The 11,915-nt window shown below is 68.1% G+C and carries 9 protein-coding genes, 1 tRNA gene and 2 riboswitches; of the genes, 5 read left to right on the plus strand and 5 right to left on the minus strand.

The features are described 5' to 3' along the window. Positions 1 to 75: 75 nt before the first annotated feature. Both gcvT and AC3FMM_RS25280 read right to left on the minus strand, forming a co-directional pair. The gene (gene gcvT / locus AC3FMM_RS25275) at positions 76 to 1,203 is read right to left on the minus strand and encodes a glycine cleavage system aminomethyltransferase GcvT (RefSeq protein ID WP_488687634.1); all 1,128 of its coding nucleotides are present in this window, start codon (positions 1,201 to 1,203) and stop codon (positions 76 to 78) included. Between the two features lie 95 nt (positions 1,204 to 1,298). Continuing rightward, positions 1,299 to 1,423: riboswitch (glycine riboswitch) on the minus strand. A gap of 21 nt (positions 1,424 to 1,444) precedes the next feature. Beyond that, a riboswitch (glycine riboswitch) is annotated at positions 1,445 to 1,532 on the minus strand. Positions 1,533 to 1,607: 75 nt separating this feature from the next. Beyond that, complete coding sequence (locus tag AC3FMM_RS25280; RefSeq protein ID WP_012354259.1) at positions 1,608 to 1,835, minus strand: YMGG-like glycine zipper-containing protein; 228 nt, start codon at positions 1,833 to 1,835, stop codon at positions 1,608 to 1,610. A 270-nt stretch (positions 1,836 to 2,105) separates the two neighbouring features. Here AC3FMM_RS25280 and AC3FMM_RS25285 point away from each other — a divergent pair, with 270 nt between their 5' ends. Beyond that, the gene (locus AC3FMM_RS25285) at positions 2,106 to 4,202 is read left to right on the plus strand and encodes a UvrD-helicase domain-containing protein (RefSeq protein ID WP_326348017.1); all 2,097 of its coding nucleotides are present in this window, start codon (positions 2,106 to 2,108) and stop codon (positions 4,200 to 4,202) included. Positions 4,203 to 4,226: 24 nt separating this feature from the next. On the opposite strand, the gene AC3FMM_RS25290 is transcribed toward AC3FMM_RS25285, so the two are convergent. Continuing rightward, positions 4,227 to 5,354 carry an ABC transporter substrate-binding protein gene (locus AC3FMM_RS25290; RefSeq protein WP_488687635.1) on the minus strand — a complete coding sequence of 376 codons (1,128 nt, stop codon included), beginning with the start codon at positions 5,352 to 5,354 and terminating at the stop codon, positions 4,227 to 4,229. Positions 5,355 to 5,565: 211 nt separating this feature from the next. Between AC3FMM_RS25290 and hemN the strand changes: the two genes are divergently transcribed. Then, positions 5,566 to 7,023 carry an oxygen-independent coproporphyrinogen III oxidase gene (gene hemN, locus AC3FMM_RS25295; protein ID WP_488687636.1) on the plus strand — a complete coding sequence of 486 codons (1,458 nt, stop codon included), beginning with the start codon at positions 5,566 to 5,568 and terminating at the stop codon, positions 7,021 to 7,023. Positions 7,024 to 7,099: 76 nt separating this feature from the next. Here the strand turns inward: hemN and AC3FMM_RS25300 are convergent, their stop codons facing one another. After that, the gene (locus AC3FMM_RS25300) at positions 7,100 to 7,993 is read right to left on the minus strand and encodes a c-type cytochrome (protein WP_115711303.1); all 894 of its coding nucleotides are present in this window, start codon (positions 7,991 to 7,993) and stop codon (positions 7,100 to 7,102) included. A gap of 464 nt (positions 7,994 to 8,457) precedes the next feature. On the opposite strand from AC3FMM_RS25300, the gene AC3FMM_RS25305 reads away from it, so the two are divergent. Further along, positions 8,458 to 8,533 (plus strand) — tRNA-Arg (locus tag AC3FMM_RS25305). A 52-nt stretch (positions 8,534 to 8,585) separates the two neighbouring features. Here the strand turns inward: AC3FMM_RS25305 and AC3FMM_RS25310 are convergent. After that, complete coding sequence (locus tag AC3FMM_RS25310; RefSeq protein ID WP_488687637.1) at positions 8,586 to 10,334, minus strand: diguanylate cyclase; 1,749 nt, start codon at positions 10,332 to 10,334, stop codon at positions 8,586 to 8,588. A gap of 310 nt (positions 10,335 to 10,644) precedes the next feature. Here AC3FMM_RS25310 and AC3FMM_RS25315 point away from each other — a divergent pair, with 310 nt between their 5' ends. After that, positions 10,645 to 11,472, plus strand: a complete 828-nt coding sequence (locus AC3FMM_RS25315; protein WP_414249171.1) for a MipA/OmpV family protein — start codon at positions 10,645 to 10,647, stop codon at positions 11,470 to 11,472. Positions 11,473 to 11,510: 38 nt separating this feature from the next. After that, a complete protein-coding gene (arfB, locus tag AC3FMM_RS25320) occupies positions 11,511 to 11,915 on the plus strand; it encodes an alternative ribosome rescue aminoacyl-tRNA hydrolase ArfB (protein WP_488687638.1) in 405 nt (134 codons plus the stop codon).

Raw genomic sequence — 11,915 nt, forward strand, 5'->3', positions numbered from 1 at the left:
TTCTTGTTGGGTGATGCCTGCCCGGCAACGCTGCCGGCAGGCGAGGGCGACCGTTGGGTGAGCGGGGCTGTCCCCTTAGCTCACGAGTGCCTTGCCATGACGCACAAACGGCAGTTTAACCACAGTCGCGTTGAGTTTGCGGTCGCGGATCTCCACCTGCACGGTGTCGCCCACGTTCACGCCCTGCGGTAGTCGCGCGAAGGCGATCGATTGCGACAGCGAGGGGCTGAAGGTGCCGCTGGTGATTTCACCGTCACCGGCGGGGGTGATGACTTTCTGGTGGGCGCGCAGCACGCCGCCCTTGTCCCGCAGGATCAGGCCGAGGAACTGCTGGCGCGAACCCGCCGCGGTCAGTGCCGCCTTGCCGGTGAAATCGCGCTCGCTCTGCAGGTCGACGGTCCACGCCAGGCCCGCGTCCAGCGGCGAGACCTTGATGTCCATGTCCTGGCCGTACAAATTCATGCCGGCTTCCAGGCGCAGCGTGTCGCGTGTGCCCAGGCCGGCCGGGCGCACGCCCGCGGCATTCAGTTTTTCCCACAGGCCGGCGACGCTTGCGGCCGGCACCACCAGCTCGAAGCCGTCCACGCCGGTGTAGCCGGTGCGCGCCACCATCACTTCGCCGAGGGCGGGATCCTGCACGACCACGGCATTGAACGGCTTGAGTGCGTCGGAAGGCTGGGTCGACGGGAAGGTGCTCCACACCTTGGCGCGGGCGTTGGGTCCCTGCACCGCGACGATCGCCAGCGGCTGCACGCCCTCGGGCGCGACGTCCGTGCGGCGCGGGGTGATGGTCACGCCGCTGCCGGTGGCGTCGTTGCGGGCGCGGATCCAGTCGATATCGCCGACCGCGGTGCCGGCGTTGACCACCAGGCGGAAACGGTCCTCGGCGAAGAAATAGACGATCAGGTCGTCGATGACGCCGCCGTTCTCGTCCAGCATGCAGGAATAGAGCGCCTTGCCGGGGGACTGCAGCTTGTCGACGTTGTTGGCCAGCAGGCCGCGCAGGAAGCTGCGGGTATTGGCGCCGGCGAGATCGACCACGCACATGTGCGAGACGTCGAACATGCCGGCATCGTTGCGCACGGCATGGTGCTCCTCGATCTGCGAGCCGTAGTTGACCGGCATGTCCCAGCCGCCGAAGTCGACCATGCGGGCGCCGAGGGCGCGGTGGATAGCGTTGAGGGGCGTGGCCTGGAGCGTCATGGAATCCTCGGGGGCAGTCTCGGTTGGCGAAAACAAAAAAGGGCCATCCGCCGCAACGATCGCTACGCCAATATGGCGAGCAATCCGCTGCGGCGGATGACCCCTCTGTCCTCGATACCTGAGAGATTACGAGGCGGATCCCGTGGACCCAATCCTCGCGCGCCCCTTCGGTGGGCACGCTCGCCACGAATGACGGGTGCCGCTCTCCAGAGTGCGGCATGCATCGTGTGCATGTTGCATGCCGATCCGACCGGTCCGTGGTGCCTGAGAGTTTTCGGGTGATACCCCTTCGGCGGCGCAGGCGATGCGCGCTCTCCCGGTTGGATGCGCGCAATGTACGGGAGGCCCCGGCCTTTGTCAAACCACGGCAAGGGCCCGTACCCGCCGCTGCGCGCCGGGGCTGCTTACTTCTTCTTGTCGTCGGTGACAACGTTGCCGATGACGCCGCCCACGGCCGCGCCGCCCAGCGTACCCAGCGCGCTGCCGTCGGTCAGGACGGCGCCGCCGACCGCGCCGGCACCGGCGCCGATGGCGGTGTTACGTTGTTTCGGGGTCATGTCCGCGCAACCGGCAAAAGCCGCGACCGTCATGCCGATCAGGGTCACCTTGGTCAAAGTTTGCAGGGTTTTCATTGTTGGCTCCGATGTGATGATTCGTGCATGCCCGAGCGATCCGGCGGACCGGGGGACACACTGATTAGAGTGTCGCGTTATGTCATTGGCTCCGGTCTTTACGAAGTGTTACGCCAGTGACACGGCCTGGCCCACCCTCGCGGCTTGCGCTGACTGACCCGCCGCGGCGAGCGTGTTAACATCGGCAGCTTTGCCGCAGGCCCGGGTGACGGGATGCCGGCAAATCCGCTCTTTCCCGCGATTCCGCTGCCGCCCCCGACACCTGCCCGCATGACCCATGGCCTGAACCCCGCCCAATCCGAAGCCGTCCGCTACCTGGACGGGCCTTGCCTGGTGCTGGCCGGCGCGGGCTCCGGCAAGACCCGGGTGATCACGCAGAAGATCGCGCATCTGATCGAGGACAAGGGCTTCGAGCCGCGCCATATCGCCGCCGTCACATTTACCAACAAGGCGGCCAAGGAGATGCAGGAGCGCATCGCCAAGCTGATGGAGGGCAAGACCACGCGCGAGGGCAAGCGCATTCCGCTCAAGCAGCTGACGGTCTGCACCTTCCACTCGCTGGGCGTGCAGATCCTGCGCATGGAAGCCGAGCACGTGGGCCTGAAGCCGCAGTTCTCGATCATGGATTCGGACGACTGCTTCGGCCTGATCCAGGAGCAACTGGGCACCACCGACAAGAAGCTGATCCGCGGCGTGCAGAGCACGATCTCGCTGTGGAAGAACGGCATGGTCGACCCCGAGGCCGCGATCGCGCAGGCTGCCAATGCCGACGAGCACCAGGCCGCGCTGGTCTACCGCAACTACGTCGCCACGCTGAACGCCTACCAGGCGGTGGATTTCGACGACCTGATCCGCCTGCCGGCCGAACTGTTCGCGCGCAACGAGGCGGTACAGCTGAAGTGGCAGAACCGGCTGCGCTACTTCCTGGTCGACGAGTACCAGGACACCAACGCCTGCCAGTACCAGCTGCTCAAGCTGCTGGCGGGTGGCTCGCACCTGCGCGCGCCGGCCTTCACCGCGGTGGGCGACGACGACCAGGCCATCTACGGCTGGCGCGGCGCCACGCTGGATAACCTGCGGGGCCTGCAGACCGACTTCCCCAACCTGAAGGTGATCAAGCTGGAGCAGAACTACCGCTCCACCGTGCGCATCCTGGAAGCGGCCAACGCGGTCATCGCCAACAATCCCAAGCTGTTCGACAAGAAGCTGTGGAGCGAGCACGGCATGGGCGATCCCATCGCCATCCACCCGATGAACGACGAGGAGCACGAGGCCGAGTCGGTGGTGTTCCGCCTGTCGGCGCACAAGTTCGAGCGCCGCGCGCAGTTCCGCGACTACGCCATCCTTTACCGTGGCAACCACCAGGCGCGGCTGTTCGAGCAGATCCTGCGGCGCGAGCGCATTCCCTATGTGCTGTCGGGTGGCCAGAGCTTCTTCGACAAGGCCGAGATCAAGGACATCTGCGCCTACCTGCGCCTGATCGCCAATCCCGACGACGATCCCGCCTTTATCCGCGCCATCACCACGCCGCGCCGCGGCGTCGGCAACACTACGCTCGAAGTGCTGGGCACGTTTGCCGGGCAGGCCAAGGTGTCGTTGTTCGAGGCGGCGATGATGGGCGGCATCGAGGGCAAGCTGCAGCCGCGCCAGCTGGAGCCGCTGCGCGTGTTCTGCGAATCGATGGTGCGGCTGGCCGACCGCGCGGCGAAGGACCCGGCTACTGAAGTGCTCGACGACCTGATGGCCGGCATCCACTACGAGGCTTACCTGTACGACAGCTTCGACGAGCGGCAGGCGCAGTCGCGCTGGACCAACACGCTGGAGTTCCTCGAATGGCTCAAGCGCAAGGGCACCAAGCCGGAAGCGGTCGAGGGCGAGGAAGCCACTGGCTACGACAACGCCGACGGCTTCGGCAGCGAAGGCAAGAACCTGCTTGAGCTGACGCAGACCGTGGCGCTGATGAGCATGCTCGAAGGGCGCGAGGAAGATCCCGACGCGGTGCGGCTGTCGACGCTGCACGCCTCCAAGGGGCTGGAATATCCGCATGTGTTCCTGGTCGGCGTGGAAGAGGGCATCCTGCCCCACTGCCGCGAAGACGACGACATGACCGACGAGAAGATCGAGGAAGAGCGCCGGCTGATGTATGTCGGCATCACGCGCGCGCAGCGCAGCCTGCAGATCAGCTGGTGCAAGAAGCGCAAGCGTGCGCGCGAGACCTATTCGTGCCAGCCGTCGCGCTTTATCGGCGAGATGAAGCTGGAAGAAGCGCCGGCGCCCAAGGACGACACCCCGGCGATGAGCCCCAAGGACCGGCTCGGCGCGCTCAAGGCGCTGCTGGGCAATGGGGGCAAGGCGGTCGCCGGCTGAGCGGTCACGGCGCCCGCGCAGCTTCTACCGCGCGCCCGACACCGCCAGCGTGACGTACTGCGAGCCGCGCTGCCCGCGCGTGAAGTCCAGCGTGAAGTCGCCGACATCGACGCGCCCCTGCAGCGCCCGCCGCAACTCCGCCGTGCCGCCGGAGCGCACACCCTGCAGCGAACGTGCGAGCCAGGCGGCACCGATATAGCCGGCCAGCGTCGCCGGCGACGGCGGCTCGTCCAGGTACTGCTTCATGCGCGCCACGTGCTCCTTCACCACCCGCAACGTGGCCTGCTGCGGCCCCGGCGCGACCTGGGTCAGCACCATCCCGCCGGCGTAGCCGCGGCCCAGGATCTCGCGCGCGGCATTGGCGCTGACCGCGGACAGGCCCACCAGGAAGCCGTACCACCCCTGCGCCGCCAGCGCCCGGCCCAGTTCGGCATAGGCCAGCGTGTCGCCGGCGACGATCACCGCGCCCGGGCGTGTTGCCGCAATGCGCCGTGCCGCGGCGTCGCCGCTGCCTTCCAGCAGCACCGCGCGGGTGCCGGTCTGCGCCTCCAGCCGGGCCAGGGACGACACCGCGAAATCCGGCGCCACGGCCAGCGCGATGTGCGTCAGCCCGTAGCCGCGCAACTGTTGCGCGGCCGCGTCCAGTTCCGCCTGGTAGTCGGCCCGCGTGAACCAGACATTGTCGGCGGCCAACGCCAGCCCCGACAGCGGCGCAATGATCTGCATGCCGCGCCGCGCCAGTTCGGTCGATGACGCGAGCGCGGGCAGCAGCCGGTCGCCGGGACCGAACAGCAGCCCCGCATGTTCCGTGTCGGCCAGCGACACCGCCTGCGCCAGCGCGCGGCGCGGATCCGGGTCCGCATCGCGCACCACGTGCTGGATCCGTACAGGACCGCCGGTGGCGTTGACGGCGTCGAACATTACCTTGGCCCCGGCCAGGTAGTCGCGCGCCAGGTCGGACTGGGCGCCGTTGCGGTCGACCAGGTGCCCCACCACCACCGTGCGCGGCGCCTGTGTCCGGGCAGAGAACGCGGGCAGGGCCAGCGCCATGCCGGTCGCGGCAAGCAGCCGGCGCCGGCCGGCGTCTGCCGGCGGGTGGTCGCGCAGCGGTGGGTACGGCACGGGCGTGGGGGAGCGGCGGGAACGTGACATGGCTGGAACCTGGCGGATCGCGCGTGGGCGCGGTGGCGCGCAGCGTACCCGGCACCCATGACACCAATGTGACGTACGCGTGCAGCCCAGCGGCAGCGGCGCCGCTCGGCTCAGGCGCGCATTTGACGGCGGTCAAGCTACGGGCGCCGGGCCGGTCCTACGATGACGTGTCGCATACCCATTCCCCCGCGCCCCCATGAACCCGTCAGCCATGACTTTCCCCGCGCTCGACCGCCGCGCGCTCTCCGACTTCCGCGCGCTGGCCGGGCGCATCGACGGCAACGGCCCGCGCTATACCTCGTACCCGACCGCCGACCGCTTCCACAACGGCCCCGACCCGTCGCTGTACCACGACGCGCTGGCCGCCTGCCGCGCCGATGCGCCGGCGCCGCTGTCGCTGTACCTGCATATCCCGTTCTGCGAGAACATCTGCTACTACTGCGGCTGCAACAAGATCATCACGCGCGACCACGGCCGCAGCGCGCGCTACGTCAGCTACCTGGGCCGCGAAATGGCGCTGGTGGCCGGGCGGCTGGGCGAGCGCCGGCAGGTGATCCAGTCGCATTGGGGCGGCGGCACGCCGACCTTCCTGAACCCGGAAGAAATGCGTCGCGTGATGGCGCTGCTGAACACGCATTTCGCGCTGGCGGCCGACGGCGAGCACTCGATCGAGATCGATCCGCGCCGTGTCGACCATGACCGCATGGCGCTGCTGGCCGAGCTGGGCTTCAACCGCGTCAGCCTGGGCGTGCAGGATTTCGACCCCGAGGTGCAGCAGGCCATCCACCGCATCCAGCCGTTCGAGGAGACCCGCGCCGTGGTCGATGCCGCGCGCGCGCTGGGCTTCCGCTCGGTCAGCCTGGACCTGATCTACGGGCTGCCGCACCAGACCGCGGCGCGCTTCGGCCGCACCATCGACCAGGTGCTGGCGCTGCGCCCGGACCGGCTTTCGGTCTACAGCTACGCCCACCTGCCGCACGTGTTCAAGCCGCAGCGCCGCATCGACGAACAGGCGTTGCCACAAGCCGGCGAGAAGCTTGACATCCTGGTCTCGACCATCGAGCGGCTGACCGCCGAGGGTTATGTCTATATCGGCATGGACCACTTCGCGCTGCCCGACGACGACCTCGCCGTGGCCCAGCGCGAGGGCCGGCTGCAGCGCAACTTCCAGGGCTATTCGACGCACGCCGGCTATGACCAGGTCGGGCTCGGCATCTCGGCGATCGGCGCGATCGCGGGGCGCTACGTGCAGAACGCGCGCACGCTCGACGACTACTACGGGGCGCTGGACCAGGGCCGCCTGCCGCTGGCCAGGGGCGTGGCGATGACGGCCGATGACCACCTGCGGCGCGAGCTGATTGGCGACCTGATGTGCAGTGGCGTGCTCGATCTCCCTGCCATCGAGGCGCGCCATGGCATCGATTTCAACGAGGCCTTTGCCGCGGAACTGGCCGAGCTGGAGCGCCTGGCCACCGACGGACTGGTGTGCCACGAGCCCGGCCGCATCACCGTGACGCCGCTGGGCCGGCTGCTGGTGCGCCGCGTGGCGATGGTGTTCGACCGCTACCTGCGCGACGATGCCGCCCGGCCGGTCGACAGCGGCGCGCGCGCCGCCAACGACGGCACCCAGCCGATCCGTATCGTGCCGCGTTACTCGCGCGTGGTGTAGCGCGCAAGAGCGGCCCCGGGCCGGACGAAAAAAAACCCGCGCAAGGCGCGGGTTTTTTGTTGGCGTCGGCGCCGGCTTACTTGGCGGCGTTGGCCATGTAGTCCGACGCGGCGATCACATCGGCATCCGGGCCGGCATAGCCGCCCTTGGGCGGCATCACGCCCTTGCCCTTGAGCGCAAAGTTGTGGACCGCATCCATGCCTTCCTTCAGGCGCGGGGCCCAGGCGGCCTTGTCGCCGAACTTGGGCGCACCGGCCACGCCGGCGGCATGGCAGGCGGCACAGACCTGCTCGTAGACCTTCTTGCCCACTTCGGCCGAGGCAGCTGCCGGCGCGGCAGCGGCGGCGGCAGGTGCGGGTGCGGCAGCGGCTGCCGGAGCCGCAGCGGGGGCCGGCGCTGCAGCGGCAGCCGGGGCGGCCGCTTCAGGGGCTGCGGCCGTTGCAGGCGCGGCAGCGGCCGGGGCCGGCGGCTCGGGGAACTTGGCGCCGCCGGCGTCGGCCAGGTAGACCACGGCGCGGGCCAGTTCGTAATCGGTGTAGTCGTCAGGCGTGCTGCCGGCGCGCGGTGGCATCGCGCCCTTGCCGTTGAGCACCGACTTCATCAGGCCGTCGAAGCCCTGGCCGATGCGCGCGGTCCAGTCGCCGGCGGTACCGTGCTTGGGCGCACCCGCCGCGCCGGTGGCGTGGCAGGCGGCGCAGATTTCCTTGTAGACCTGTTCGCCGGTCTTGAACACGCGCGGCGCGTTGGGATCCTTGATTTCGAGCGAGGCGACCGGCTTGATGCGATCGTTGACGGCTTCGGCGGCGGTGCTCGCACCGGCGCTTTCGGTCGAGCCGTGTCCGACGAAGTTGACCAGCAGGATGATCACGATGATCGGCACCAGGAACGCCGCGATCACGACTGCGATCAACTGCTTCGGGGTTTTGATGGGAGACTCGTGCTCGGGGTGTTCGTTGTGGACGTCGCTCATACAGAACTCTCAGTTTTGCAGGAAACCTTCTGGCCGCTTACGCTCGGCTTGCTTTTTCTGGCCCTGGTGTGGCCCTTCGCTGACCACTATCCGGCCCCATCCGGACCGCCCGCGCTCCCCTGCGGCCCTTGCCTGACTTGGGTCTGTTGCCATTTGCGTACCTCGGCCTGTCTCCCGGACCGGGGCCCGATTGTCGCCGACAACCAGCCGCCCGGATTTGACCCCGGTCGACTCGTTGCGCCGACGGCGCGACGGGCACGATTTGACGCAAATAGCTGGCGATTATAGCGCCAAAGCCCCCCTGCCAGTGCCAAAAAGCGGCGGTTGCGAGACGTTCCCCGGCGCCAGTATCGGCCCCGCATGGACGGCGCCGGGCAAAAGCGGTATCCTATGCGACTTTCCAGCGGCGGCATTCGCCCGCCGCAGCCGCTGTACCCGCAAAACCGGTTGCAAAACCGTCCTGTGCGCCCGTAGCTCAATGGATAGAGTACTGCCCTCCGAAGGCAGGGGTTGCTGGTTCGATCCCAGCCGGGCGCGCCAATCCCATCCGGATTCCCGCTTTACGCGATCAGATTCGCTTTCCAACCTACGCTCACGCCGTGCGCGCAGGAGCGGGGGTGCCGTCGTCCATCGGCTCTGTCACCGGGTCGTCGCTGACGACCCGGTTGCGCCCGGCGTTCTTGGCAGCATAGAGACGACGGTCCGCCACCATCAGCATGGTGTCGAGGCTGTCGGTGCCGTCGGCGCCCAGGTCCGATACGCCGATCGAAACCGTGAAGCGGATCTCCCCCTTGTCGGTCGCGTCGGCTGCCGGCTCGCAGACTACCTGGCCCAGGACCTGGCGCAGCCGCTCGGCCGCCTCTGTCGCTTCCGCGATGCTGGTACGCGGCAGCAGCACGGCGAATTCTTCGCCGCCGATGCGCGCCGGCACGTCGATGGACCGCACGGTCGCGCGCACCACGTCGGCCAGTTTTTTCAGCACGCGGTCGCCGCTGGCGTGGCCCCAGTTGTCGTTGATGCGTTTGAAGCGGTCGATATCGACCATCATCATCGACATCGGCGTCTTCTCGCGCAGGCTGTGGTTGTGCTCGATGGCAAAACGCGCCTCGAACATGCGACGGTTGGACAGCCCGGTCAGCGGGTCGGTCTCGGCCAGTTCGCGCAGTGCTTCGCCGCGGGCGAGGTAGTGTGAAAACAGCTTGCGGAAACCCTGCAGCGTGACCCACAGCAGCAGGGCCAACGACAGCGCGCTGGCCGCCAGCACCGCGCTCAGGTGCGAGGCGGTGCGCAGCAGCAGGTCGGTGGCGGAGAAGTAATCGACCAGCATCAGGTTGCTGCCGCCGATGCGCTCGAACATCAGGCGGCTGCCGTCGGGCAGGTGTATCGTGCCGGCACCGCGGCTGAACATTTCCCGGGGCGTGGCTTCGCGCCCGGCGGGCGGCACCACCGAGTCAATCTTTTCGACGCCCTTGACTTCGCGCGTGCTGGCGCCGATCAGGTGCCCGTCGATATCGATCAGGAAGCTGTGCACGCCCTTGCGCGTGGTGCTGGTCAGGTAGTCGTCCAGGCTGCGCTGCGAAATGGCGGAAATCGCCACGCCGCGGAACTGCGCGTGGAGATAGACCGGCAGGCTCAGCGTCAGGTACATGCCACTGTCACCGCCGACCGGCACCATCTGCCAGTGCAGGGTCCGATCGGGGTTGTTGCGCGGCAGGTGCTCGCGCATGAGGCCTGCATCGTTGACGCGCCGCAAGACGGCGGCGGTGCGGGCTGGCGGCACCGGCGGATAGGTGACAAAGAAGCCGTTGGTGGACACGTACATCAGTTTGCGCGTGACCAGCGGGTTGACCGGCTCGGCGCTCAGCAGGTGGCTGAGGCCGCGCGCCACGTACAGGCCGGGCAGCAGGTCTTCGTCGCGGCGGGAAAAGCCATCCAGGCCTTCCAGCATGCGCGGGCCGGCGCCGAGCAGCACCGCATCGCCTTCCGGCGCCGGCAGCTGCCACAGGTCGTCGTTGCGGTGCGCGTAGACGGCTTGCAGCGGCGGATCGGCTTCGACCGCGTGGGGACCCATCTGCAGGCGGATCAGGTGCTGGGCGAAATTGCGCACGCCGCGCAGCCGCTCGGACTCAACGTTCAGCACCGAGCTGATGCCGGCCACTTGCAGTTGCTGGGTTTGCTGCAGCGTCTGCACTTCATGGTCACGCAGTACCACCAGGCCGTGCGCGGAAATGATCAGCAGCAGCGCGCAAGCGGCGGCAAAAGACAACACCACGAAGCGTTGCGGCGTGCGCACTGCCTGTTCCCAGAGCCGGTCGAGCAGTGCGGAAAGGCGGGGGCGCATGGGTAACTCCAGGGGGTTCCTGAATCCGTGCACGCAGGGTACAGCAATCGCGCTCGGCTTCGCGCGCGCACGGACTTCAGCGAACTGAGCTCATCATGTGCCATCCGGAATAAAAGGCAAAGGAGGTCGATATGTCATTGCCGGATTTGGAATGATGCGGGCTGTGGAGGCATGGATATCGCCACCGCCGGCATGGATCTCGACCCGGACTTAATTCGCGGCGCGAAAAGTTTCAGGACGGTCCCGCCACCTGGCGCTCAGGCCATGCTGATAAAGTCGCCCGACCATACCCTGTCACGGACGACATGCCATGGCGATCACGACAAGCCTTCCACGCCGACTGCGCGGTGCGCTGGCCGGCATTGCGCTGGTCGTGGCCGCGCACTCCGGCGAGGCCGCGCCGGTAAGCCTGCCGGGATCGCTGCCGAACATGGTCGGCCTCGGAGTTGGCTCCACCACCGAATTCGCCGGCGGCAAGGATCGCATGCTCGGCGTGGTGCCCGGCGTGCGCTATGTGACCGCGGGCGGACGGCTGCTGGAATGGTATGGGCCGTATGCGCAGTTCAACTTCGGCGGACTGACGGGTTTCCAGTGGGGGCCCGCGGTAGGGTTGCGCCTCGGCCGCAACAACGTCGACGATCCGGTCGTGGCGCAGGTGCACGAGATCGACACCACGGTGGAGGCGGGCGGCTACATCGGCTATGAATACCTGAACCCCGGACGTGTCCCGTGGCGGCTGCGCGGCGGCATCAACGTGATGACCAATGCCGGCATCGTCTACGGCGGCAGCCGCGTCACCGCCACCGGCACCTTCTGGATGCCGCTGCACCAGCGCATCTACGCCGGCATGGGCCTGGGCGCGACCTGGGTCAGCGGCAGCTTCAACCGTACCTACTTCGGCGTAACGCCGGCGGACTCGGCCGCCAGCGGCCTGCCCGTCTACAGCCCGGGCGGCGGGCTGGAGCAGTTTACGGGCTGGCTGGCAATGATCTACCAGTTCGACAAGCACTGGTATGGCGGCGCGATGGTCTACGCGCAGCGCCTGGCCGGCGACGCGGCCGACAGCCCCATCGTCACGCAGCGCGGCACCCGCAACCAGATCACCTATGGCATCGGCCTGGCTTATTCGTGGCGCTAGCGAGGTCCGGCGGGGGGCCGGCTTGCTATGATGCAGCCATGGTCGACGAGCTGGTCATTCCCCACCACGAATACCTGATTACCGCGATCCGCGCGCAAGGCGCGGGCGGGCAGAACATCAACAAGGTATCCAACGCCGTGCACCTGCGCTACGACGTGCGGGCATCTTCGCTGCCGCCTGACCACAAGGAACGCCTTATGGCGCTGCACGATCACCGCATCACGCGCGACGGCGTGGTGGTGATCAAGGCGCAGCAATTCCGCAGCCTGGACCAGAACCGGGACGATGCGGTGCGGCGCCTGCACGAGCTGGTGCGCAGCGTGGCCACGCCGCCGCGCGTGCGCCGGCCGACGCGGCCGACGCTGGCATCGCGCCAGCGCCGGCTGGAGGGCAAGAGCCAGCGCAGCCAGGTCAAGGCGCTGCGCGGCCGCGTGTTCGACTGA

This window comes from Cupriavidus sp. 207A1, assembly GCF_057798955.1.

Bases quoted from the DNA above. Each gene is read 5' to 3' on its own strand.
- gcvT (WP_488687634.1), bottom strand. From the start codon at position 1,203: ATGACGCTCCAGGCCACGCCCCTCAACGCTATCCACCGCGCCCTCGGC.
- AC3FMM_RS25280 (WP_012354259.1), bottom strand. From the start codon at position 1,835: ATGAAAACCCTGCAAACTTTGACCAAGGTGACCCTGATCGGCATGACG.
- AC3FMM_RS25285 (WP_326348017.1), top strand. From the start codon at position 2,106: ATGACCCATGGCCTGAACCCCGCCCAATCCGAAGCCGTCCGCTACCTG.
- AC3FMM_RS25290 (WP_488687635.1), bottom strand. From the start codon at position 5,354: ATGTCACGTTCCCGCCGCTCCCCCACGCCCGTGCCGTACCCACCGCTG.
- hemN (WP_488687636.1), top strand. From the start codon at position 5,566: ATGACTTTCCCCGCGCTCGACCGCCGCGCGCTCTCCGACTTCCGCGCG.
- AC3FMM_RS25300 (WP_115711303.1), bottom strand. From the start codon at position 7,993: ATGAGCGACGTCCACAACGAACACCCCGAGCACGAGTCTCCCATCAAA.
- AC3FMM_RS25310 (WP_488687637.1), bottom strand. From the start codon at position 10,334: ATGCGCCCCCGCCTTTCCGCACTGCTCGACCGGCTCTGGGAACAGGCA.
- AC3FMM_RS25315 (WP_414249171.1), top strand. From the start codon at position 10,645: ATGGCGATCACGACAAGCCTTCCACGCCGACTGCGCGGTGCGCTGGCC.
- arfB (WP_488687638.1), top strand. From the start codon at position 11,511: ATGGTCGACGAGCTGGTCATTCCCCACCACGAATACCTGATTACCGCG.